Source organism: Pseudomonas sp. XP1 (genome assembly GCF_053557675.1).
Genome location: NZ_JBNRIJ010000040.1, coordinates 16280 through 40127 on the forward strand (window position 1 = coordinate 16280; position 23848 = coordinate 40127).

23 protein-coding genes are annotated in these 23848 nt (G+C 63.8%); 13 read left to right on the forward strand and 10 right to left on the reverse strand.

The annotated features are described in order from the left end of the window. Positions 1–60: 60 nt before the first annotated feature. Both ACK1U9_RS23055 and ACK1U9_RS23060 read left to right on the forward strand, forming a co-directional pair. Positions 61–1266: a cysteine desulfurase gene (locus ACK1U9_RS23055; RefSeq protein WP_449110206.1), complete on the forward strand. Its 1206-nt coding sequence runs from the start codon at positions 61–63 to the stop codon at positions 1264–1266. After that, positions 1263–1673: a SufE family protein gene (locus ACK1U9_RS23060; protein ID WP_449110207.1), complete on the forward strand. Its 411-nt coding sequence runs from the start codon at positions 1263–1265 to the stop codon at positions 1671–1673. The genes ACK1U9_RS23055 and ACK1U9_RS23060 overlap by 4 nt, the downstream gene beginning before the upstream one ends. A gap of 111 nt (positions 1674–1784) precedes the next feature. Here the strand turns inward: ACK1U9_RS23060 and tcdA are convergent, their stop codons facing one another. Next, a complete protein-coding gene (tcdA, locus tag ACK1U9_RS23065) occupies positions 1785–2594 on the reverse strand; it encodes a tRNA cyclic N6-threonylcarbamoyladenosine(37) synthase TcdA (RefSeq protein WP_166674220.1) in 810 nt (269 codons plus the stop codon). 119 nt (positions 2595–2713) lie between these two features. Here tcdA and ACK1U9_RS23070 point away from each other — a divergent pair, with 119 nt between their 5' ends. The 5 genes from ACK1U9_RS23070 to ACK1U9_RS23090 all read left to right on the forward strand — a co-directional run bounded on the left by ACK1U9_RS23070 (position 2714) and on the right by ACK1U9_RS23090 (position 8558). Next, a complete protein-coding gene (locus ACK1U9_RS23070; RefSeq protein ID WP_085601965.1) occupies positions 2714–5305 on the forward strand; it encodes a glycosyltransferase in 2592 nt (863 codons plus the stop codon). 370 nt (positions 5306–5675) lie between these two features. After that, positions 5676–5954 carry a hypothetical protein gene (locus ACK1U9_RS23075; protein ID WP_449110208.1) on the forward strand — a complete coding sequence of 93 codons (279 nt, stop codon included), beginning with the start codon at positions 5676–5678 and terminating at the stop codon, positions 5952–5954. 248 nt (positions 5955–6202) lie between these two features. After that, entirely contained in the window at positions 6203–7354 is a 1152-nt protein-coding gene (dapE, locus tag ACK1U9_RS23080) for a succinyl-diaminopimelate desuccinylase (protein ID WP_085601964.1), read from the forward strand. Continuing rightward, the gene (locus ACK1U9_RS23085; protein ID WP_085601963.1) at positions 7354–8166 is read left to right on the forward strand and encodes a putative RNA methyltransferase; all 813 of its coding nucleotides are present in this window, start codon (positions 7354–7356) and stop codon (positions 8164–8166) included. Before dapE ends, ACK1U9_RS23085 begins: the two co-directional genes overlap by 1 nt. 17 nt (positions 8167–8183) lie before the next feature. After that, positions 8184–8558: a hypothetical protein gene (locus ACK1U9_RS23090; RefSeq protein WP_003257701.1), complete on the forward strand. Its 375-nt coding sequence runs from the start codon at positions 8184–8186 to the stop codon at positions 8556–8558. A gap of 122 nt (positions 8559–8680) precedes the next feature. Here the strand turns inward: ACK1U9_RS23090 and ACK1U9_RS23095 are convergent, their stop codons facing one another. Next, positions 8681–8890, reverse strand: a complete 210-nt coding sequence (locus ACK1U9_RS23095) for a cold-shock protein (protein ID WP_003252255.1) — start codon at positions 8888–8890, stop codon at positions 8681–8683. Positions 8891–9121: 231 nt separating this feature from the next. On the opposite strand from ACK1U9_RS23095, the gene plsB reads away from it, so the two are divergent. The 4 genes from plsB (at position 9122) to ACK1U9_RS23115 (ending at position 13373) form a co-directional block, all read left to right on the forward strand. Continuing rightward, the gene (plsB, locus tag ACK1U9_RS23100) at positions 9122–11608 is read left to right on the forward strand and encodes a glycerol-3-phosphate 1-O-acyltransferase PlsB (RefSeq protein ID WP_085601962.1); all 2487 of its coding nucleotides are present in this window, start codon (positions 9122–9124) and stop codon (positions 11606–11608) included. 81 nt (positions 11609–11689) lie between these two features. Continuing rightward, positions 11690–12028 carry a YbaY family lipoprotein gene (locus ACK1U9_RS23105; protein WP_108480688.1) on the forward strand — a complete coding sequence of 113 codons (339 nt, stop codon included), beginning with the start codon at positions 11690–11692 and terminating at the stop codon, positions 12026–12028. Positions 12029–12251: 223 nt separating this feature from the next. Then, complete coding sequence (locus tag ACK1U9_RS23110) at positions 12252–12650, forward strand: YbaY family lipoprotein (RefSeq protein WP_046616128.1); 399 nt, start codon at positions 12252–12254, stop codon at positions 12648–12650. 33 nt (positions 12651–12683) lie between these two features. Further along, a complete protein-coding gene (locus ACK1U9_RS23115) occupies positions 12684–13373 on the forward strand; it encodes a DUF4197 domain-containing protein (protein WP_402951036.1) in 690 nt (229 codons plus the stop codon). Positions 13374–13500: 127 nt separating this feature from the next. Here ACK1U9_RS23115 and ACK1U9_RS23120 read toward each other — a convergent pair whose 3' ends face one another. Beyond that, positions 13501–16566 carry an efflux RND transporter permease subunit gene (locus tag ACK1U9_RS23120; RefSeq protein ID WP_449110209.1) on the reverse strand — a complete coding sequence of 1022 codons (3066 nt, stop codon included), beginning with the start codon at positions 16564–16566 and terminating at the stop codon, positions 13501–13503. A 6-nt stretch (positions 16567–16572) separates the two neighbouring features. Continuing rightward, positions 16573–17673, reverse strand: coding sequence for an efflux RND transporter periplasmic adaptor subunit (locus ACK1U9_RS23125; protein WP_085601958.1), 1101 nt, complete (start codon positions 17671–17673; stop codon positions 16573–16575). 175 nt (positions 17674–17848) lie between these two features. On the opposite strand from ACK1U9_RS23125, the gene ACK1U9_RS23130 reads away from it, so the two are divergent. Continuing rightward, positions 17849–18490, forward strand: a complete 642-nt coding sequence (locus ACK1U9_RS23130) for a TetR/AcrR family transcriptional regulator (RefSeq protein WP_108479789.1) — start codon at positions 17849–17851, stop codon at positions 18488–18490. A gap of 164 nt (positions 18491–18654) precedes the next feature. Here the strand turns inward: ACK1U9_RS23130 and ACK1U9_RS23135 are convergent, their stop codons facing one another. Then, a complete protein-coding gene (locus ACK1U9_RS23135; protein WP_046616122.1) occupies positions 18655–19431 on the reverse strand; it encodes a class I SAM-dependent methyltransferase in 777 nt (258 codons plus the stop codon). A 103-nt stretch (positions 19432–19534) separates the two neighbouring features. Between ACK1U9_RS23135 and ACK1U9_RS23140 the strand changes: the two genes are divergently transcribed. Further along, on the forward strand, positions 19535–20155 hold the full coding sequence (locus ACK1U9_RS23140; protein WP_085601955.1) for an energy transducer TonB: 621 nt from the start codon (positions 19535–19537) through the stop codon (positions 20153–20155). A gap of 12 nt (positions 20156–20167) precedes the next feature. On the opposite strand, the gene ACK1U9_RS23145 is transcribed toward ACK1U9_RS23140, so the two are convergent. The 5 genes from ACK1U9_RS23145 to tsaB all read right to left on the reverse strand — a co-directional run bounded on the left by ACK1U9_RS23145 (position 20168) and on the right by tsaB (position 23685). After that, positions 20168–20857, reverse strand: coding sequence for an extensin-like domain-containing protein (locus ACK1U9_RS23145; protein WP_196173936.1), 690 nt, complete (start codon positions 20855–20857; stop codon positions 20168–20170). Continuing rightward, positions 20854–21687, reverse strand: a complete 834-nt coding sequence (locus tag ACK1U9_RS23150) for an isocitrate lyase/PEP mutase family protein (protein WP_449110210.1) — start codon at positions 21685–21687, stop codon at positions 20854–20856. The genes ACK1U9_RS23145 and ACK1U9_RS23150 overlap by 4 nt, the downstream gene beginning before the upstream one ends. A gap of 28 nt (positions 21688–21715) precedes the next feature. Then, on the reverse strand, positions 21716–22585 hold the full coding sequence (locus ACK1U9_RS23155; RefSeq protein WP_046616118.1) for a DUF72 domain-containing protein: 870 nt from the start codon (positions 22583–22585) through the stop codon (positions 21716–21718). Between the two features lie 3 nt (positions 22586–22588). After that, on the reverse strand, positions 22589–22879 hold the full coding sequence (locus ACK1U9_RS23160) for a hypothetical protein (protein ID WP_046616117.1): 291 nt from the start codon (positions 22877–22879) through the stop codon (positions 22589–22591). Between the two features lie 131 nt (positions 22880–23010). Beyond that, complete coding sequence (gene tsaB / locus ACK1U9_RS23165; protein ID WP_108479794.1) at positions 23011–23685, reverse strand: tRNA (adenosine(37)-N6)-threonylcarbamoyltransferase complex dimerization subunit type 1 TsaB; 675 nt, start codon at positions 23683–23685, stop codon at positions 23011–23013. Positions 23686–23848: the final 163 nt, after the last annotated feature.

Below are 23848 nucleotides of genomic sequence, written 5' to 3' on the forward strand. Positions count from 1 at the left end.
GATGTTAAGATCGGGTCTGGCACCACGCCAGACCCGATTTTCATTCCAGGCCCCGCGACCATGTTCCAGCCCTCTCCCTGGCGTGCCGATTTTCCCGCCATCGCCGCCCTGCAACGGCAGCACCAGACCTACCTGGACAGCGCCGCCACCACCCAGAAGCCGCAAGCCCTGCTCGATGCCCTGAGCCATTACTACGGCCATGGCGCGGCCAACGTGCACCGTGCCCAGCACTTGCCCGGCGCACTGGCCACACAGGCCTTCGAAACCAGCCGCGACAAGGTTGCCGCCTGGCTCAATGCACCAGACTCGCGGCAGATCATCTTCACCCACGGCGCCACTTCGGCACTGAACCTGCTGGCTTATGGCCTGGAATACCGCTTCGAGGCCGGTGACGAGATTGCCGTCAGCGCCCTGGAGCACCATGCCAACCTGCTGCCTTGGCAACAGCTGGCGCGTCGACGCAACCTGCGCCTGGTGGTGCTGCCGCTGGATGCCCATGGCCGCATCGACCTGGACCAGGCGCTGCAACTGATCGGCCCGCGTACCCGGGTGCTGGCGGTGAGCCAGCTGTCCAACGTGCTGGGCACCTGGCAACCGTTACCGGCACTGCTGGCCCACGCCCGCTCCCAAGGCGCGCTGACCGTGGTCGACGGTGCCCAGGGCGTGGTGCATGGCCGCCATGATGTGCAGCAGCTTGACTGCGACTTCTATGTGTTCTCCAGTCACAAGCTGTACGGCCCGGAGGGCGTTGGTGTGCTGTACGGGCGCAGCCAGGCGCTGGACCTGCTGCACCACTGGCAGTTCGGCGGCGAGATGGTGCAACTGGCCGAGTACCACAGCGCCAGCTTCCGCCCGGCGCCGCTGGGGTTCGAGGCCGGCACGCCGCCGATCGCCGGGGTGATCGGCCTGGGTGCGACCCTGGACTACCTGGCCAGCCTCGATGCCCAGGCACTCGAAGCCCATGAAACCAGCCTGCACCAGCACCTGTTGCGCGGCCTGGCAGACCGCGATGGCGTGCGCATCCTCGGCATGCCGCAGGCGGCGCTTGCCAGTTTCGTCATCGAAGGCGTGCACAATGCCGACATCGCCCATCTGCTGACCGAGCAAGGCATTGCCGTGCGTGCCGGGCACCACTGTGCCATGCCGCTGCTGAAGGGCTTGGGCCTGGAGGGAGCGATCCGCGTTTCATTGGGGCTGTATAACGACAGCGAGGACTTGCAGCGTTTCTTCGAGGCGCTGGATCAAGGCCTGGAGTTGTTGCGATGAGCTTGCCGGACCAGGCGCGCCAGGCGCTGGAAGCTTTCGAGCAGGGCAAGGGCTGGGAGCAACGCGCGCGGCTGCTGATGCAGTGGGGCGACCGGCTGGAACCGCTGGATGAAACTGACAAGACCGAGGCCAACCGGGTGCATGGCTGCGAAAGCCTGGTATGGCTGGTGGCCGAGCAGGCAGAGGGTTTGTGGCGGTTCAAGGCCAGCAGCGATGCGCGCCTGTTGCGTGGGCTGCTTGCGTTGTTGCTGGTACGGGTGCAGGGGTTGGCCAGTGAAGAGCTTGCCGGGCTCGATCTGCGTGAGTGGTTCACACAGCTGGGGCTTGAGCGCCAGCTGTCGCCGTCGCGCAGCAACGGGCTGCATGCGGTGTTGCAGCGGATGGCGGAGCTGGCGTCCAACCGTTGAATCGGTGCTGGCTTCTTCGCGGGCTCGCCCGCTCCCACAGGATTTTCACCTTTCTTGAGAGAGATGCAGTACCTGTGGGAGCGGGCAAGCCCGCGAAGAAGCCCACGCGGTCTATTCAGGCTTGACCCGCTCCGAAGGCCGCCGCGCCCCCGCCACCAGCTTCTCCACCGCCTTGCTCGCCGCCACCATGCCAAAGGTCGCGGTCACCATCATCACCGCGCCAAAGCCACCCGAGCAGTCCAACCGCACGCCCTCGCCCACAAAGCTTTTCTGCAGGCAAACGCTGCCATCGCCCTTGGGGTAGCGCAGCTGTTCGCTGGAGAACACGCACGGCACGCCATAATTGCGGCTGACATTGCGCGAAAAGTTGTAATCGCGGCGCAGGGTGGAGCGCACCCGCGAGGCCAGCGGGTCATTGAAGGTCTTGTTCAGGTCGGCGATCTGGATCTGTGTCGGGTCGATCTGCCCACCGGCGCCACCGGTGGTGACGATGGCGATCTTGCGCCGCCGGCACCAGGCGATCAGCGCCGCCTTGGCCATTACACTGTCGATGCAGTCGATCACACAGTCGAGGTTCTCGGTAATGTACTCGACCATGGTGTCGCGGGTGACGAAGTCGGCCACAGCATGCACCGTGCACGCCGGGTTGATCGCCCGCAGGCGCTCGGCCATGACCTCGACCTTGGGCCGCCCCACCTGCCCTTCCAGCGCATGGGCCTGGCGGTTGGTGTTGCTGACGCACACATCGTCGAGGTCGAACAGGGTGATCTCGCCCACGCCACTGCGGGCCAGCGCTTCCGCCGCCCACGAGCCTACCCCGCCAATACCGACCACGGCCACATGGGCCTGGCCCAGACGGTGCAACCCCTGGTCGCCATAAAGCCGGGCGACACCGGCGAAGCGTGGATCTTCTGTGCTCATGTTCATACCCCAAAAAACCGGCGCGCATTATATGCCAGGGGGCCCATGGCCTGCATCGTTAGGAAAGAGACTACCAACCCTGCTTTAATGTCCTATCACTTCGACACATATGGACGACAATGTCTTCACGTAAATTCGGCCTGAACCTGGTAGTGGTCCTGGCCATCGCCGCGTTGTTCACCGGGTTCTGGGCGCTGATCAACCGCCCGGTATCCGCCCCCGCCTGGCCAGAACAGATATCCGGCTTCTCGTATTCACCGTTCCGCCTGGGCGAAAGCCCGCAGAAGGGCCAGTACCCCAGTGACGACGAGATGCGCCAGGACCTGGAGCAGTTGAGCAAACTGACCGACAGCATCCGGATCTACACCGTGGAGGGCACCCAGGCGGATATCCCGCGCCTGGCCGAGGAATTCGGCCTGCGGGTGACGCTGGGCATCTGGATCAGCCCGGACCTGGAGCGCAACGAACGCGAAATCGCCACGGCCATCCAGCTGGCCAACACCTCGCGCAGCGTGGTGCGGGTTGTGGTCGGCAACGAGGCACTGTTCCGCGAAGAAGTCACCCCGGAAAACCTGATCAAGTACCTGGACCGGGTACGCGCAGCGGTCAAGGTGCCGGTGACCACCAGTGAGCAGTGGCACATCTGGAAGGAAAACCCGCAGTTGGCCAAGCACGTCGACCTGATTGCCGCGCACATCCTGCCGTACTGGGAGTTCGTGCCGATGAAGGATTCGGTGGAGTTCGTGCTCGACCGCGCCCGCGAGCTGAAGCACCAGTTCCCGCGCAAACCCCTGCTGCTGTCGGAAGTCGGCTGGCCGAGCAACGGCCGCATGCGCGGCGGCGCCGATGCTACCCAGGCCGACCAGGCCATCTACCTGCGTACCTTGGTCAACACCCTCAACCGCCGCGGTTACAATTACTTCGTGATCGAGGCCTACGACCAGCCGTGGAAGGCCAGTGACGAAGGCTCGGTGGGCGCCTACTGGGGCGTGTACAACGCCGAGCGCCAGCAAAAATTCAACTTCGACGGCCCGGTGGTGGCGATCCCCCAATGGCGCGCCCTGGCGGTGGCCTCGGTGGTGCTGGCAATGATCGCCCTGATGGTGCTGTTCATCGACGGTTCGGCCCTGCGCCAGCGTGGCCGTACCTTCCTCACCTTCATCACCTTCCTGTGCGGTTCGGTGCTGGTATGGATCGCCTACGACTACAGCCAGCAATACAGCACCTGGTTCAGCCTGACCGTGGGCGTGCTGCTGGCCCTCGGCGCGCTGGGCGTGTTCATCGTGCTGCTGACCGAGGCCCACGAACTGGCCGAGGCGGTATGGATACACAAGCGCCGGCGCGAATTCCTGCCGGTGCAGGCCGACAGCGCCTACCGGCCCAAGGTGTCGGTGCACGTACCGTGCTACAACGAGCCGCCGGAGATGGTAAAACAGACCCTTGACGCACTGGCAGCGCTGGATTACCCCGACTACGAAGTGCTGGTGATCGACAACAACACCAAGGACCCGGCCGTGTGGGAGCCGCTCAAGGCCCATTGCGAGAAACTCGGCGAGCGCTTCAAATTCTTCCATGTCGCGCCCCTGGCCGGTTTCAAGGGCGGCGCGCTGAACTACCTGATCCCGCACACCGCCAAGGACGCCGAGGTGATCGCGGTGATCGACTCGGACTACTGCGTCGACCGCAACTGGCTCAAGCACATGGTGCCGCACTTCGCCGACCCAAAGATTGCCGTGGTGCAGTCGCCGCAGGACTACCGCGACCAGCACGAAAGCGCTTTCAAGAAGCTGTGCTACAGCGAATACAAGGGCTTCTTCCACATCGGCATGGTCACCCGCAACGACCGTGACGCGATCATCCAGCACGGCACCATGACCATGACCCGGCGCAGTGTGCTGGAAGAGCTGGGCTGGGCCGAGTGGTGCATCTGCGAGGACGCCGAACTGGGCTTGCGGGTATTCGAGAAGGGCCTGTCGGCCGCCTATGCCCACAACAGCTACGGCAAGGGCCTGATGCCCGATACCTTCATCGACTTCAAGAAGCAACGCTTCCGCTGGGCCTACGGCGCCATTCAGATCATCAAGCACCACGCCAGCGCCCTGCTGCGCGGCAAGGGCAGCGAGCTGACCCGCGGCCAGCGCTACCACTTCCTGGCCGGCTGGCTGCCGTGGATCGCCGATGGCATGAACATCTTCTTCACCATCGGCGCGCTGCTGTGGTCGGCGGCGATGATCATCGTGCCGCACCGGGTCGACCCGCCGCTGATGATCTTTGCCATTCCGCCGCTGGCACTGTTCTTCTTCAAGGTCGGCAAGATCATCTTCCTCTACCGCCGCGCGGTAGGGGTGAACCTGAAGGATGCCTTTGCTGCGGCGCTGGCGGGGCTGGCGCTGTCGCATACCATCGCCAAGGCGGTGCTGTACGGGTTCTTCACCAGCAGCATGCCGTTCTTCCGCACACCGAAGAACGCCGACAGCCACGGGCTGCTGGTGGCGATTTCCGAGGCGCGGGAAGAGCTGTTCATCATGTTGCTGCTGTGGGGCGCAGCGCTGGGCATCTACCTGGTACAGGGGCTGCCGAGCTCGGACATGCGCTTCTGGGTGGCAATGTTGCTGGTGCAGTCGTTGCCTTATGTGGCGGCGCTGGTGATGGCGTTCCTGTCTTCGCTGCCCAAGCCCGGGGAAAAGGCTGCCGAACCGCAACAGGCTTGAGGGGTGCTGGAACGGCCTGATATTCAGAAGTGACCGCGAACCGGCCCCACGGCCAGGCGGGAAAATGGCCGTTTGAGCCATTCCAGACGCTGTTCGACGCCGACCAGCGTTCTGGGCCTCTTCTCTCAAGTGCCCGCCGAGGCCACCACGTGCTGACGCGCGCTATGCAAAATTGAAGTTCCGTTTAGCTGGAACTTCAATGACCCCAGCGTCGCAGGCATGGCATTCGGTGCGGTTCCTAATAAAAACCCGGGCAGACCGCGTCCACCAGAGGCATTCACGCGCCCACGTACCTGGCAATTCTGATAGTTGTTGACAAACAGGGGAACTCCTACGCTGAACGCTCTAAGTTAATTACCAGGAGTGAACAATGATGTGCCAGCAGCGTCCAACAGAAAACTCTTTCAAAATTGAACCAACCCGCATCAGCTTTAGCTACTTGAATCAACGAAAAGACAGCCTTCGGTGCACGATAAATACGAACGAAACAACCTACGAAACTGAAATCAGTGAAGTGCTGGTACCTCTCATGCTAATGGCTCGCGAAAAAATCAATGATGAAACAACCTATGTAAATATGTGGGCAGAAAATGCCGACAATGGCGGCAGGAACATTACAATTACCAGCCTCGGCATTAACCAACTCTAAAGAAACAGCGGCAGTTATCAGCAGGATAACTGCCGCTGTCACAGGTAAAAACAAGCCTTTCTGATACCCGCACATGGCGCCATTCATATGCAACTGGGTGAAGGGTGTTTAGCCAATAACAAACGTTGCACATGCCACTGAAAACGTTGCGCCATCACCTAGGCCAATCCGGTCGTACCTTTTACATCCATTTGATATAAGATAACGCCCCTCAGATTTCCCCGCCTTGCCTTGCCCCGGAGTCCCCCATGACGGCCCCTACCGAGCTCTCGCCTACCCTTCAACTGGCCTGCGACCTGATCCGCCGCCCCTCGGTCACCCCCGTCGACGCCGACTGCCAGGCGCAGATGATGAACCGCCTGGGCGCCGTGGGCTTCCAGCTCGAGCCGATGCGCTTCGAGGACGTCGACAACTTCTGGGCCACCCACGGCAGCCAGGATGGCCCGGTGCTGTGCTTTGCCGGCCACACCGACGTGGTCCCCACCGGCCCGGTGCAGCAATGGCAGCATGAGCCGTTCGAAGCGCTGATCGACGCCGACGGCATGCTCTGCGGCCGTGGCGCCGCCGACATGAAAGGCAGCCTGGCCTCCATGGTTATTGCCAGCGAGCGCTTCGTGCAGGACTACCCGGGGCACCGCGGCAAGGTCGCGTTCCTGATCACCAGCGACGAGGAAGGCCCGGCCCACCATGGCACCAAGGCCGTGGTCGAGCGCCTGAAAGCACGCAACGAGCGCCTGGACTGGTGCATCGTCGGCGAACCGTCCAGCACCACCCTGCTGGGTGACGTGGTCAAGAACGGCCGCCGTGGCTCGCTGGGCGCCAAGCTGACCGTACGCGGCAAGCAGGGCCATGTGGCCTACCCGCACCTGGCGCGCAATCCGATCCACCTGGCCGCACCGGCCCTGGCGGAACTGGCGGCCGAGCACTGGGATGAAGGCAATGCGTTCTTCCCGCCGACCAGCTTCCAGATCTCCAACCTCAACTCCGGCACCGGCGCCACCAACGTGGTCCCAGGCGAGCTGACCGCACTGTTCAACTTCCGCTTCTCCACCGAGTCCACCGTCGAAGGCCTGCAGGCGCGGGTGTCGGCGATCCTCGACAAGCATGAACTGGACTGGTCGATCGACTGGGCGCTGTCGGGCCTGCCGTTCCTCACCGAGCCGGGCGAATTGCTGGACGCCGTCTCGGCCAGCATCAAGGGCGTCACCGGCCGTGACACCCAGCCGTCGACCAGCGGCGGTACCTCCGATGGCCGCTTCATCGCCACCATGGGCACCCAGGTGGTCGAGCTCGGCCCGGTCAACGCCACCATCCACCAGGTGGATGAACGGATCCTGGCAAGCGACCTTGATCTGCTGACCGAAATCTATTACCAGACCCTGGTCCGGTTGCTCGCCTGATGCTCGCCTGCCCTCTTTGCCAGGCACCACTGAGCCGGCTCGACAACGGTGTGGTGTGCCCGGCCGGCCACCGCTTCGACCGGGCCCGCCAGGGTTACCTGAACCTGCTGCCGGTGCAGCACAAGAACAGCCGCGACCCGGGTGACAACCAGGCCATGGTAGAAGCCCGCCGCGATTTCCTCGACGCCGGCCACTATGCGCCGGTGGCGCGCCGCCTAGCCGAACTGGCCGCCGAGCGCCAGCCCGGAGCCTGGCTGGACATCGGCTGTGGCGAGGGTTACTACACTGCGCAAATCGCCCAAGCCCTGCCAGCTGCCGACGGCTACGCCCTGGACATCTCCCGTGAGGCAGTCAAGCGTGCCTGCCGCCGCGCACCCGAAGTTACCTGGATGGTCGCCAGCATGGCCCGCGTGCCGCTTGCCGACGCCAGCTGCCAGTTCATCGCCAGCGTGTTCAGCCCGCTGGACTGGGCCGAGGCCAAGCGCCTGCTCAGCCCCGGCGGCGGCCTGATGCGGGTCGGCCCCACCAGCGGCCACCTGATGGAACTGCGCGAAGTGCTCTACGATGAAGTACGCCCTTACGCCGACGACAAACACTTGGCCCTGGTGCCCGAAGGCATGGCCCATGCCCACAGCGAAACCCTGGAGTTCCGCCTGAGCCTGGCCGCGCCCAAGGCCCGCGCCGACCTGCTGGCCATGACCCCGCACGGCTGGCGTGCCAGTGCCGAAAAACGTGCCCGGGTAATCGACCAGCCCGATCCGTTCGAGGTCACGGTTTCCATGCGTTATGACTATTTCGTGCGCCAAGACTGAGCACACCCGGAGCCCTTATGCGCCAACCTGATATCGAGATCTACCTGAAGGACGCCGACGTCGACCACAAACAGATTGCCGAGTGGCTCGCCCAGGCAATCGGCCCATGCAGCGAATGGAAGCAGAAAGGCCATACCTTCAAATGCCAGGCCGGTAACATTCCGGTCACCTGGCTACCCAAGGCTGTAGGGAAATGGAACAGCCTGTACCTGGAAAGCGACCAGACGCCGTGGGCCGATGATGTCGCCTGCGCCCGCGCCGCATTTGCCGCACTGGGCGTGGAAGTGCGCTGCGCGCCAGGTGGCTGGGTGGAGGAAGATGGGGAAGAAGATGCCGACCGTTGGGTCCGCATCAGCGCCGACGGTGAAGAGGAAATCACCTGGCGTACATGAATGCACTGCATTCGTTGCGGGAGCCCGGCTTGCCGGCGATGCAGGCAACACGGTGCCTGGCATCGGCTTCGCCGGTGATCGCCGGCAAGCCAGCTCCCACAACAAGCCTTACAGCATGAGGCTCAGAGGCCCACTACGTCCTCGGCTTGCAGGCCTTTCTGGCCCTGCACGCAGGCGTATTCCACCCGCTGACCTTCGACCAGGGTACGATGCCCCTCACCGCGGATCGCCCGATAGTGGACGAATACATCCGCACCACCTTCGCGCTGAATGAAGCCATAACCCTTGGCATCGTTGAACCACTTTACATTCCCAGTCTCACGAGACGACATCTGAACTACTCCGGATTTTTATTGTGAAGATCGCCTTGCAGACACAGAGTCCCTCCCTGTGTCGACGCCGCTTGCGCAAATATCTTGCAAGTGGCAGGCCGAGTATATGACACAGAACAAAAAAATTTGATGACCGTCGCGCCGTTCGGCGATTTTTGCTGAACTTGCGCGGATACGGCAGACTAATTGGCTGGATACCCACCTGAAAATCACTCCCAGGGCACACACCCCATGACCCGTTCCCCCCTGCGCCGCCTGATCTTCGGCGCCCTGCGTCGCCTGTTGTACCTGTGGGTGCGCTCCGAGACCATCAACCAGTCCTCCCTCACCCTCAAGCTCGACCGCAGCCGCCCGGTGTTCTATGCCCTGCCCTCGCCCGCGCTCACCGACCTGGCCGTGCTCGACCACGAATGCACCAAGGCAGGTCTGCCGCGCCCGGTGCTACCGGTGGCGGTCGGCCCGCTGCAGGAGCCGGCGGCATTCTTCTACCTGACCCCGGACCCGGACTGGCTCGGCCGCCACGACAAGCGCGGTGCCCCGCCTACCCTGGAGCGCCTGGTCGCCGCCGTCAGCCAGCATGCCGAAGAGGATGCGCAGATCATTCCGGTCAGTGTGTTCTGGGGCCAGACCCCGGCAAGTGAATCCAGCCCGTGGAAGTTGCTGTTCGCCGACAGCTGGGCGGTTACCGGGCGCCTGCGCCGGCTGCTGACCGTGCTGATCCTCGGGCGCAAGACCCGGGTGCAGTTCTCCGCGCCCATCCACCTGCGCGAACTGGTACAGCACAACAAGGGCCACGAACGCACCGTACGTATGGCCCAGCGCCTGATGCGCGTGCACTTTCGCAACCTGAAGACCGCCGTCATAGGCCCGGACATCTCGCACCGTCGCAACCTGGTCAAAGGCCTGATCCACGCGCCCCAGGTGCGCCAGGCCATCGTCGATGAGGCGCAGCGCGAAAACCTGCCGCTGGCCAAGGCCGAAGCCCAGGCCCTGCGCTATGGCAACGAGATTGCCTCGGACTACACCTACACCGCGATCCGCTTCCTCGAAGTGGTGCTGAGCTGGTTCTGGAACAAGATCTACGACGGCATCAAGGTCAACCATATCGAGCAGGTGCAAGGCATCGCACCCGGCCACGAAGTAATCTATGTGCCGTGCCACCGCAGCCATATCGACTACCTGCTGCTGTCGTACCTGCTGTTCCGCAACGGCCTGACACCACCGCACGTGGCCGCGGGCATCAACCTCAACATGCCACTGGTGGGTAACCTGTTGCGTCGTGGCGGTGCCTTCTTCATGCGCCGCACGTTCAAGGGCAACCCGCTGTACACCGCGGTGTTCAACGAGTACCTGCATACCCTGTACACCAAGGGCTTCCCGGTGGAGTACTTCGTCGAAGGCGGCCGCTCGCGCACCGGGCGCATGCTGCAGCCGCGCACCGGGATGCTGGCCATTACCCTGCGCAGCTTCCTGCGTTCGTCGCGCACGCCGATCGTGTTCGTGCCGGTGTACATCGGCTACGAGCGCGTGCTCGAAGGCCGCACCTACCTGGGCGAACTGCGCGGTGCCAGCAAGAAGAAAGAGTCGATCTTCGATATCTTCAAGGTATTTGGCGCGCTAAAACAGCGCTTTGGCCAGGTATACGTGAACTTCGGCGAGCCGATCCGCCTGGCCGGCTTCCTCGACCAGCAACAGCCCGGCTGGCGCGAACAGGATCACGGCCCGCAGTACCGCCCGGCCTGGCTCAATGCAACCACCGCCCGCCTGGGCGAAACCGTGGCTCGTCACCTCAACGAGGCGGCCGCGATCAACCCGGTCAACCTGGTGGCCCTGGCTCTGCTGTCCACCAGCCGCCTGGCCCTGGACGAGCGCGCCTTGACCCGCGTGCTCGACCTGTACCTGACCTTGCTGCGCCAGGTGCCCTACTCGCCGCACACCACCCTGCCGGATGGCGACGGCCAGGCGCTGATCGAACACGTGCGCGGGATGAACCTGGTGGCCGAGCAGAAGGACGCCTTGGGTCGCATCCTGTACCTGGATGAAGGCAACGCGGTACTGATGACCTATTACCGTAACAACGTGCTGCACATCTTCGCCCTGCCGGCGCTGCTGGCGAGCTTCTTCCTCAGCAGCTCGCGCATGAGCCGCGAACTGCTGGGCCAGTATGTGCACGCGCTGTACCCTTACCTGCAGGCCGAACTGTTCCTGCGCTGGTCGCCGGAGCAACTGGATGAGGTGATTGACCAGTGGCTGGCCGCGCTGGTCGAGCAAGGGCTGCTGCGCCAGGACAACGACACCTACATTCGCCCGGCACCCAGTTCGCGGCAGTTCGTGTTGCTGGCCCTGCTCGCCCGCACCATCACCCAGACCCTGCAGCGTTTCTACATGGCCACCTCGCTGCTGCTGAACAGCGGGCAGAACAGCCTCAGCGCCGAAGAACTGGAAGACCTGTGCGTGATGATGGCCCAGCGCCTGTCGATCCTGCACGGCCTGAACGCCCCGGAGTTCTTCGACAAGACCCTGTTCCGCCACTTCATCCAGACCCTGCTCGAGCAAGGCGTGCTGCATGCAGATGCCCAGGGCAAGCTGGGTTATCACGACAAGCTCGGCGAGCTGGCCGAAGGCGTGGCCAAGCGCGTGCTGTCGGCGGAACTGCGCCTGTCGATCCGCCAGGTGGCATTGCACCGAGATGAGCCTGCAGAGGTCATGCAAAGGTAGTTTTTCAGGCTGCTCTCGGCCCTTGGGAGGGATCAGGATCACGGCGCTACTTCAAGCCCATCCCTCTCAAGGAGCACCAACATGACTCAAATGAAGACGCTGGACGTTGAAATCGTTTCCTCAGGCGATAACACGCTTGCGCCATCCGGACTGGTTGAATTGAGGCTGATCGATATCACCAAAGCAGATGCACGCTCCATCAGCCTTGCCGAGCTGCGCCTGCGTTGTGGCGGCCTGATGCCGATCAATCTGCCGCTGACTTTCGATACCAGCATTATCGACCCAAGCCGCAGCTATGCCCTCGCCGTGCGCATCGAGGTAGACGGCAAACTGCGCTACATCAACACCAGCCGTCACTCGATAGAACCAGCCACTGTATCGGGTACACAACGGGTAACTGTCGACCCGGTTGCCACCTGAAACACTCACCTGTCGGTGCCACCCTGTGGACTGCACAGGGCGGCCTGACCGTTTCAAGCAAACTGGATGCAGTCGGCCTGCGACCGCCGCGCCGTAGCTGAATATTGCGCTTCGCGTTGCTCACCCCTCTCTTTGTCGTATCTTCATCAAGGACCCGCCAGAAGAAATCCGCTAAAGTCCCTGGGGTTGGCCACAAGCCAACGCCAAGGACTTCGGAGATACCATGAAAAAGCTCTTTATGCTGTGTTGCGCATCCTTGCTCGCAGCCTGTTCCAGCCACACCCCGTCCAACCAGGCCAGCCTGGATGGCGAAGTCTTCTACCTGCAGCGCAGCGCCCTGCCACCTGCCGCCACCCTCAGCGTGGAACTGCAGGACGTCTCGTTGATGGACGCCCCGGCGGTGACCCTGGCCCGCCAGGCCGGCCCGGTCAAAGGCAACGTACCGCTGCCATTCCACCTCACCTACGACCCGGCCCAGGTCAAGCCCGGCCACCGCTATGCGGTAAGCGCGCGCATCGAGCTGGACGGCAAGCTGCTGTTCATCAACACCGAACACCACGGCGTCATGCTTGACGGCAGTGACCCACAGCCCGTGCGGATCAAGGTCGATCCAGTCCGCTGATATCCGTATTCATCTGTTTACAAGGAAAGCTTCATGATCCGCACTTCCCTGCGTTTCACCACCCTGTGTGCCGGCCTGCTGCTATCGGCCAGTGCCCTGGCCCTGTCGCTGGGCGACCTGACCCAAAAGGACGCCACCGGCGGCCTGAAGGATGCCCTGACCCAAGGCGCACAACTGGCCGTCAAGCAACTGAGCACCCCGGGTGGGTTCAGCAACAACCCTGACGTGCGCATCGAACTGCCAGGCAACCTGGGCAAGGCCGCCAAGGCGATGAAGATGTTCGGCAAGGGTGAACAGGTCGAAGCCCTGGAAACCAGCATGAACAAGGCCGCCGAGGCTGCCGTGCCGCAGGCCCAGGCGATTCTGGTGGATGCCGTGAAGAACATGAGTGTGACCGATGCCAAGGGCATCCTCGGCGGCGGTGACGACTCGGCCACCCAGTACCTGAACAAGAGCAGCCGCGAGCAGATCCGCGCCAAGTTCCTGCCGATCGTCAAGCAGGCTACCGACAAGGTTGGCCTGGCTCAGCAGTACAACAACTTTGCCGGGCAGGCAGTGGCATTGGGTGTGGTCGATGCCAAGAGCGCCAGCATCGAGAACTACGTGACTGAAAAGGCACTGGATGGCCTGTTCGAGATGATTGCCAAGCAGGAGCAGAGCATTCGCCAGAACCCGGCTGAAGCGGCTACCAGCCTGGCCAAGAAGGTCTTCGGCGCCCTCTGAGGGCCCTGGGGGCTGCTTTGCAGCCCATCGCGACACAAGGCCGCTCCTACATTGATCGGCGAATGCAGGACCTTTGTAGGAGCGGCCTTGTGTCGCGATAGGAGGGCAAAGCCCTCCCCTGCGGTCTTCAGCCCTTCTTCACCCTGAACCACGCCGCATACAACGCCGGCAGGAACAGCAGGGTCAGCACCGTGGCCACGATCAACCCGCCCATGATCGCCACCGCCATCGGCCCGTAGAACACACTGCGCGACAACGGAATCATCGCCAGCACCGCTGCCAGTGCGGTCAGCACGATCGGGCGGAAGCGCCGCACCGTGGCTTCGATGATCGCTTGCCAGCGATCCAGCCCCGCCGCGATGTCCTGCTCGATCTGGTCCACCAGAATCACCGAGTTGCGCATGATCATCCCCGCCAGGGCAATGGTGCCAAGCATGGCGACAAAGCCGAACGGCTGGCGGAATACCAGCAAGAACAAGGTCACGCCAATCAGCCCCAGCGGCGCAGTGAGGAACACCATCACCGTGCGCGAGAAGCTGCGCAGCTGGATCATCAGCAAGCTCAGCACCACCACCACGAACAGCGGCATGCCGGCATTCACCGACTTCTGCCCACGCTCGGAGTCCTCGACCGTGCCGCCCACTTCCAGCAAATAACCATCCGGCAGCTTGGCACGAATGTCACGCAGGGTCGGTTCTATCTGTTTCACCAGCGTCGCCGGCTGCTCCTTGTCGTAGATATCGGCGCGCACGGTCACCGTCGGCAAACGGTTACGGTGCCAGATGATGCCTTCTTCGAAGCCGTACTCCAGTGTCGCAACCTGCGACAGCGCCACGCTCTGGCCATTGTCGGTCGGCAGCGCCAGGCTGCCGAGGTTGCCCAGCTCGCTGCGTTCCTGCCGGGTGCCGCGCAGCAGGATCTCGATCAGCTCGTTGTCCTCGCGGTACTGGCTGACCGTGGTGCCGGTCAGCGAGCTTTGCAGGAAGCTCGACAGGTGAGCGGTGCTCACGCCCAGGGCGCGGGCGCGGTCCTGATCGATCTCGAGGAACACCGCCTTGCTCGGCTCTTCCCAGTCCAGGTGCACGTTCACCACATGCGGGTTCTGGCGCACCTTGTCGGCCACTTCGCGCGCCAGCGCACGCGCCTTCTCGATGTGCTCGCCAGTCACCCGGAACTGCACCGGATACCCCACGGGCGGGCCGTTTTCCAGGCGGGTGACCCGGGCACGCAGGTCGGGGAACTGCTGGTCCACGGTGCTGATCAGCCAGCTGCGCAGGCGCTCGCGGTCTTCCATCGACTTGGCCAGTACCACGAACTGGGCGAAGCTGGCCGCCGGCAGCTGCTGGTCCAGCGGCAGGTAGAAACGCGGGGAACCGGTGCCCACGTAGGCCACGTAGTTGTCGATACCCTCCTGCTGCTTGAGCAACACCTCAAGTTGCTTGACCCGCTCGGCGGTGTTGGCCAGCGAGGCACCCTCGGCCAGTTTCAGGTCGACCATCAGTTCCGGGCGCCCGGAGGCCGGGAAAAACTGCTGGGGCACGAAGCGGAACAACAGGATACTGCCGACAAAGGCGGCAACGGTCAGCAGGATCACCGTCTTGCGCCGCCGCACGCACCATTCGACCACCCGCCGTACACGCTGGTAGAACGGTGTGGCGTAAGGGTCTGGCGCGTGGCCATCCTTGCCATGGCGCGCGCCATGCAGCTTGGCCAGGTCCGGCAGCAGGCGCTCACCCAGGTAAGGCACGAATACCACGGCAGCCACCCAGGAGGTCAGCAAGGCAATGGTCACTACCTGGAAGATCGAACGGGTGTATTCGCCCGTACTGGAGGCTGCTGTGGCAATGGGCAGGAACCCCGCCGCCGTGATCAGGGTGCCGGTGAGCATCGGGAAGGCGGTGCTGCTCCAGGCGTAGCTGGCCGCCTTGAGGCGGTCGTAGCCCTGCTCCATCTTGATCGCCATCATTTCCACGGCAATGATCGCGTCATCGACCAACAAGCCCAGGGCCAGCACCAGCGCGCCAAGGGAGATCTTGTGCAGGCCGATGCCGAAGTAGTGCATGGAGGCGAAGGTCATGGCCAGCACCAGCGGTATGGCCAGCGCCACCACCAGCCCCGTGCGCAGGCCCAGCGAGAAGAAGCTCACCAGCAGCACGATGACCAGCGCCTCGACCAGCACCTGGACAAACTCGCCCACACCAGCCTTGACCGCTGCCGGCTGGTCAGAGACCTTGCGCAGCTCCATGCCGGCTGGCAGGCTGCGCGCCAGGCGCTCGAACTCGCTTTCCAGTGCCTTGCCCAGCACCAGGATGTCGCCGCCATCCTTCATCGAAACCGCCAGGCCAATGGCATCCTCGCCCATGAAGCGCATGCGCGGTGCGGGCGGGTCGTTGAAGCCGCGGTGCACCTCGGCCACATCGCCGATACGGAAGGTGCGGTCACCCACGCGGATGGGGAACTGGCGAATCTGCTCGACGCTGTCGAAGCGCCCGCTCACCCGCAGTTGCAGGCGCTCGCTGGGCATTTCGAAGAAGCCAGCGGTGCTGACCGCATTCTGCTCCTGCAGGGCCTGCTGCACGGCCTCCAGCGGCACGCCGAGGGTGGCCAGCTTGAGGTTGGAGAGCTCGATCCAGATTTTCTCGTCCTGCAGGCCGATCAGCTCGACCTTGCCTACATCCTTGACCCGCTGCAACTGGATCTGGATACGGTCGGCATAGTCCTTGAGCACCGCGTAGTCGAAGCCCTCACCGGTCAGTGCATAGATATTGCCGAAGGTGGTGCCGAACTCGTCATTGAAGAACGGGCCCTGGATTTCCGGCGGCAAGGTGTGGCGGATGTCGGCGACCTTCTTGCGGATCTGGTACCACAGCTCGGGAATGTCCTTGGAATGCAGCGAGTCGCGGGCCATGAAGGTGACCTGCGATTCGCCCGGGCGGGAGAACGAGACGATTCGCTCGTACTCGCCGGTTTCCATCAGCTTCTTTTCGATGCGCTCGGTGACCTGGCGGGACACTTCCTCAGCGGTGGCACCGGGCCACAGGGTACGGATGACCATGGCCTTGAAGGTGAACGGTGGGTCCTCGCTCTGGCCGAGCTTGGTGTAGGACATGGCGCCAATGGCCGCCAGCAGGATCATCAGGAACAGGACGATCTGGCGGTTGCGCAGCGCCCAGGCAGAAAGGTTGAAACCCATCGGGACTTACTCCTTGGCCGTCAGGTTCACTACGCGATTGGTACGGTCCACGGGGCGTATCTCCTGGCCCTCGCGCAATACATGGCCACCTGCGGCGACAACCCAGTCGTCGGGGGCGAGGCCTTCAAGCACGGGTACGCTGTCGGCGCCGTAGGGCCCCAGGCGCACTACGGCCCGCTCCAGGCGGCTTTCCTTGTTGACCCGCCAGACGTAGGCCTGGCCGTTTTCCGCAGTGACTGCCGACAGCGGCACCGCCAGCGGGATCTGCCCTTCGTGGGCGATGAACACCCGGGCGCTCTGGCCCAGCTCTGCCGGCGTGGCAGCCGTGGTAAAGGCGATGCGGGCAGCGAAGGTGCGCGAACGCGGGTCGGCGGCCGGTGACAACTCGCGGATGCGCCCCTGGAAGCGCTCTTGCGGGTGCGACCACAACTCGACGCTCACCGGCTGGCCCACGGCGAAGCGGGCGAACTGCTGCTCCGGCAGGCCGATAGCCACTTCCCGTTCGCCATCGGCGGCCAGGGTGAACACGGTCTGCCCCGCGGCGACCACCTGGCCCACTTCCACCTGGCGCTTGGCGATCACTCCGGCCTGGGGTGCGCGCAGCACGGCATATTCAGCCTGGTTGCCAGCCACGTCGAACTCGGCCTTGGCCTGTTTCAGCCGGGCCAGGCCGGCGCGGTAGAGGTTTTCGGCGTTATCGAACTGGGAATGGCTGACCATCTGCCGGTCCAGCAGCTTCTGGTAGCGATCGCGCTCGGCGCGCACCAGCGACAGGTTGGCCTCGGCGGCGGCCAGCTGGGCACGGTTGGCTTCCAGTTGCAGGCGCACATCCTGCGGGTCCAGCTCGGCCAGCGGCTGGTCGGCCTTGACCCGCTGCCCTTCCTCGACCAGGCGTTTGCTGACCTTGCCGCCAATACGGAAAGCCAGTTCCGGCTCGAAGCGCGCCCGCACTTCGCCGGGGTAACTGTCGGCAGCGGCTTCGGCCGGCTGCGGCTGCACCACCAACGCCGGGCGCGGCGCAGCAGGTGGGGCGGCTTCCTGGCCGCACGCCGCCAGCAACAGCACGGCAGCGGCGGACAGAGCGATGGACAAGGCATGGCGCAACATGATGAATCCTTTCCCAGAGAGCACATCGAATATTTATACTGACAAGTATATTAAATGAGGCAGTGGGTGCCGGGAAGGGTATGTACCGTTTTTTGCAGAGCAGTGATTGAGCGTTGTGGGAGCGGTTTCACCCGAATGGCGTCTGAGCCGGTAAGATGAGCGAATCTTCAACCAGATGCAGACCACGATGTCCAACGACGCCCCCATCGGCCCGGGCCGGCCCAAGGATCTGGCCAAGCGCGAGGCGATTCTCGAAGCAGCCAAGGCCCTGTTCCTCAGCCTTGGCTACGCCAACACCAGCATGGATGCGGTCGCTGCGGCGGCAGGTGTTTCAAAGCTCACCGTATACAGCCACTTCACCGACAAGCAGACGCTGTTCTGCTCGGCGGTCATGGCAACCTGCCAGATCCAGTTGCCCGACCTGCTGTTCGAGTACCCCGAAGGGGCACCGGTGGAAGAGGTGCTGCTGACCATTGCCCGTGGCTTCCAGGCGCTGATCAGCAGCGATGAAGCGGTCAAGCTCAGCCGCCTGATCATGGCCCAGGGCAGCCTCGACCCGAGCTTTGGCGAGTACTTCTACGAAGCCGGGCCCAAGCGCGTGCTGGCGGGGATGGAGGCATTGCTGCGCAGGGCGCATGAGCGCGGGCTGTTGCGCATCGACAACCCGCTGCGTGCGGCGGAGCACTTCTTCTGCCTGGTCAAGGGCGCACCGGATTACCGGTTGCTGCTGGGGTGCGCGGGGCCGCTGGAGGGGGATGAGGCCGAGGCGCATGTGCGCGAGGTGGTAGGTGTGTTCCTGCGGGCGTTCCAGCCCTGAGACATCAGGCTGCCAGGACTGGCCCCATCGCCGGCAAGCCAGCGCCCACCTTGATCGCACTGTCCTCAGGGCTGTGCAGTACCTGTGGGAGCTGGCTTGCCGGCGATAGGGCCCTTACAGGCAACATAAGATAGTTGCTCCTACAGGATACCGAAGCTCTCAGCTCAGGCCTTGAGGGCCTTCTTCGGGTAAATGTCATACCGGCTCGACTTGCCCTCCAGGCTATGGCTCGGCTTCGGCCCGTCGATGATCGGCGCCTTGCGCGGCCGCTTCACCACCACCCGGTGGCTGGCCAGCGCCAGGGCAGCTTCGAGCAGGGCCGGGGCATCCAGGTCATCCCCCACCAAGGGCCGGAACACACGCATTTCCTTCTTCACCAGCGCACTCTTGTCCCGGTGCGGGAACATCGGATCGAGGTAGATCACCTGGGGTGCCTCGCCCTCCCAGGCGCGCATGCGCTCGATGGCGTTGCCGGCAAGCAGGCGCATGCGCCCGACGATCGGCCCCACCTCTTCATCCGACCGCGCCCGCGCCAGGCCATCCTCCAGCAGCGCGGCAATCAGCGGCTGGCGTTCGATCAGGGTCATCTGGCAGCCAAGGCTGGCCAGCACGAACGCGTCCTTGCCCAGCCCGGCAGTGGCATCCAGCACCTGCGGACGCACGCCTTGGGCAATGCCCACCGCCTTGGCGATCATCTGCCCGTTGCCACCACCGAACAGGCGCCGGTGCGCGGCCTGGCCTTCGACAAAGTCCACCCGCACCGGCCCCGGGGCCTGCGGGCCCAATTGCTGGATCTGCAAGCCATCAACACCAACCTGCACGGCAAACCCGGCAGCATCGTCCTGCAGCGGCAACCCCAGGCGCTGCGCCCACGCAGCGGCTTGCGCCTCGAATTCAGCCGACAGCGCCTCGACCCGGATACCTGTGCCCTGCTCTTCCATCATTCACACCTAGAAATTGAACCCAGCCGTTAATGTATCGGCTACTTCGGCCGATACAGGCAATATCCCGCTATTCTGCCAGAGCACAACGCGCGCGACTGCCATGTCAGATACTCTTCCCATCGGCTTGACCTACCTGTCGCCTGTCGGCAACTACAGTCAGCACAACACCCAGGCACTGGGGGGCGTCAGCCACCTTTGGCAGGATTTCTTTGCCCGGGCCATGGCCGAGCAGCAGGAAGAGCCCGTAGACAGCGTCAGCCAGTCGTTCGTGCAATACGACCAGAGCAGCGGCGAGCCGATCGGCGGCGCCCGTGCACTGGCCCTGATCGACGCCCAGCGTGCCTGCCCGGTACACGACACCGAGGTGGCACCGCCCGAGCCACTGTTTCTGCCCAAGGCAGAGCTCGAAGCCAATCTGCTGCCGCCTGCCCCCGAGCCGTTCAGCGCAGCCGAGCTGATCGAGCAGCAGCGTCAGCTCGATATCAGCAACAGCTGGCTACGCCCGGTGGTGATGAGCCAAGGTCACCCCATTGCCGAACCCGGCCCCGGCCCTATCCCGCGTTCGCTGTTCCTGCCGATCGCCGAGTTCGAGACCAATCTGCTGGACCCGGCCCCCGAGCCGTTCGATGACGCCACCCTGGCCAAGCAGCAGACCGATCTGGAGTTCGACATCCACTGGGCACGCCCGGTGGTGCTGAACAACGTGCGCGCCCACGCCTGAACGTGCCCACGCTCAGCGACAGATCTGCCAGCGGCCCATGTCCACATGAAAGTGGTTGTGGTGTGCAGCGTTGTAGTCCGGCCCCAGTACCGTGCTGAAGCTGTCACAGGCTGCCTGCTGCACCTGACGAAGGAATTCCGCTTTCTGCCCACCCGCCTGCCAGTCCCGCGCAAGGACAATGCGCTGGCCGTCTCGCAGGCGAAAGCCACTGATGTCCAAGGCATCGGCCGTGGCGTGCTGGCTCAGCCTGCCCTGCTTGCGGTGGTAGACATTGCGGCAGGCAAAACTGCCCAGATGGTCGACCTGTGCCACCGGCTGCCCAAACACCCGTTGCGCCGCAGGCTGCAGACCATGTTTTTCGAACAGTGCGTACGCCACCGCCAACGGACAACTGGCCAGAAAGCTGCCGCCGAGCCGCGCCTGACCACCTTCGATACGCCATACGTTCCGCAATGGGCAGTTGGCAGCAGCCGAGCTGTCGGCTTGTGCCCGGTAGCGCAGCTGGCTGGTTTGAAGCGCCAGGCGACAGAGTGCCGGGTCATCGCGAAGGCGGGACAGTTTGTAGGGAGTCAACAGGTTGGGTGGCTGACGCACATCCAGCGGCGCCCAAGGGCTCCATGCGGCGGGCAGACGCCAACCCAGGTGCCAGGCCAGCCCCGCAAACAACGACAGGCAGACCAGCAACGCCAGCACCGCCCTCATCGGCGGTGGAACAGCTCGTCGAGTTGGGCGAACGGCAGCGCCTGCTCACCGTAGCCGAAGGTGCCCTCATCGCGAATCTCCAGCGCAGCCCGGTGGAAGGCCCCCAACGCGGCACGGGCAAGCGATGAGCCGACGCTGATGCGACGTACACCCAGGTCCTGCAACTGGTTGACGCTCAGCGGCACGCCCGCCATGCCCATCAGCACATTCACCGGCCGTGGCGCGACGGCCTGCACCACCGCGCGGATTTCCTCGACAGTACGCAGCCCGGGCGCGTAGAGCACATCGGCACCGGCCTCGGCATAGGCTTGCAGACGCAGGATGGTGTCGTCCAGGTCCATGCGCCCGTGCAGCAGGTTCTCTGCCCGGGCGCAAAGAATGAACGGGAACGGCAGGCTGCGTGCCGCCTGAACTGCTGCGCGCACACGCTCTACTGCCACCCCGAAATCATAGATCGGCGTATCGCTGCGACCACTGGCATCCTCGATAGAGCCACCCACCAAGCCGACTTCGGCAGCCCGCAGAATGGTCTGGCCGCAATCCTCGGGCAGGTCGCCAAAGCCGTTCTCCAGGTCAGCGGCCACCGGCAACGGGGTGGCGTCGACGATCTCGCCAGCATTATCGAGGGTATCGTCCAGGCTCAAGGCGCCTTCGGCGTCCGGACGGCCCAGGCTGAAGGCCAAGCCGGCACTGGTGGTGGCCAGCGCCTCGAAGCCCAGGCTGGCCAGCAACTTGGCCGAGCCGGCATCCCACGGGTTGGGGATGACGAAGGCGCTGTCACGCTCGTGCAAGGCCTTGAAGGCTTCGGCTCGCAGGGTTTGCACATCCATGGTTCAACCTCCGGCAGTCAGGGAAAGGTCAGAGTAGCCCCAGTTGTTCGACCTCGGGGGTGCGCGGCAATTCCGGCAACGCGGCAAGGCCCGGCAGGCGCTGCATCAGGCGTTGGTGAAAGCGCTGGGCCAGTGCCGCGGCCAGGCGGTTGTCCGAGGTGTGCAGGAAGATGTAGGGGTTGCGGCCTTCCTCGATCCAGGCGGCGATCTTGTCTACCCAAGGGGCAAGAAAAGCCTCATTGGCCTCCAGCTGCGGGTGGCCGATGAAGCGCACCTGGGGGTGCTGGCTGAAGGCTGCCGGGCGTGGCGGTACCTTGGGCTTCTTCGCCTGCGCATGCAGCACGGCGGGGTCACGAGAGGTGCAGCTGAACAAGGCGCGCGGGTCGAGGCAGATACGTTCCACGCCTCGCTCATGCAGCAGGCGGTTGAGCAACCGTTCTTCTTCACCCTTGGCGAAGAAGGCCTGGTTGCGCACCTCCACGGCCACCGGCACTCCGACTTCGTCAAGGAAGTGGCAGAGTTCGCCCAGCCGTGCGGGGCTGAACTGGGCCGGCAACTGCAGCCAGTACGGCGCTACGCGCTGACCAAGCGGGGCCATCAGGCGGGTGAAGTCAAAGGCCGGTTCCAGCTGATCGCGCAGGTCGCCTTCATGGCTGATGTCCCGGGGGAACTTGGCAGTGAAGCGAAAGTGTTCGGGCATGATCTGCGCCCAGCGCACAATGGTGCCGGGTGCAGGACGTGCATAGAAAGTGGTATTGCCCTCGACGGCGTTGAACACCTGGCTGTAATAGCCGAGCATTTCATTGCTGTTGGCATCGGCGGGATACAGGTAGTCGCGCCAGGCGTTTTCGCTCCATGACGGACAACCGAGAAAATAAGGCAGTGGTGATGGACTCATCCACTAAATGTACAGGTCAAGCCCCAGTACTTCCATGTCCCAGTCGGTAAAACCGGCGGTGCTCAGGTAGCTGGCCAATGCGGTAGCCGTGCGCCGATCACGTGCGCGGGGGAAAATCATGTCCTGCTGGCGGGCTGGCAGGCCACCGCTGCGACGGCGGGCGGCGGCTTCCTGAGGGGCGGTATCGACCTCCTCGATCACCTCGGCATCATCGATGGCCTCGTCACGCACCGCTGCTTTTCGCGGAGTGCGCTTGATCGGGTAGGACTGCGGTGAGAAACCGTCGATACGCATGGCATGAGCACTCAGAACCAATGATGGCAATTTAGCAGCATCAGGATTCCATCGCTAATGCTCGAGTGATAACTGGACCACAGATCGCGCAAAAGGTTTTAGTGTCATCGGCGATAACCGACGAACAACACTCAGCGTTTCTTGGGTGTCGCTACATTATCGCGCAAGTAGACCGGTTGCGCCTGTTCGGCAGCGATCGCCTCGCCGCGCGCCCAGGCAAAGCTGGCCAGGCTGAGGATGTCCAGCGCGTTGGGCAAGGCACTGGCATTGCTGGCGGCCACTTGCACTGCCAGGCGCTCGGCATAACCCCAACCGGTACCGGCGCCGAACCACTCGCCAGCGCTGCCCGCCGGCAGCGCCACCTGCTCGGGCGGCAGCACAGCCTCCTGGCCGACCAGGCGCATTTCACCTTCGGTGGCCTGGTAGCAGCCCCAATACACTTCATCCATGCGCGCATCAATGGCGGCCGCCACTTGCTGCACACCCTGTTCGCGCAGCGCGCCCTGGGCCAGTGCGGCCAGGTTGGACACCGGCAAAACCGGGCGCTCCAGGGCAAAGGCCAAGCCCTGGACCACACCGATGGCAATACGCACGCCAGTGAACGCGCCCGGGCCACGGCCAAAGGCGATGGCATCCAGCGCATTCAGCGCCACACCGGACTCGGCCAGCAGCTGCTTGATCATCGGCAGCAGCTTCTGGGCATGCATGCGCGGGATCACCTCGTAATGGCTGGTTACCATGCCGTCATGCAGCAGTGCGACGGAACAGGCTTCGGTAGCGGTATCCAGGGCCAGCAGGGTGGTCATCGAACGGGTATCCAGGTACTAGGGGAAAAAGAGCGGCAGTATAGAACAGCAGCGGCGCTGTGTCCGCAAGGGGCCGCTGTGCGGCCCATCGCCGGCAAGCCAGCTTGTGTCTTGAGAGGGGATTAGAATCTGAAGTGAGAGCGGTGAATGGCAAGCTGAATGC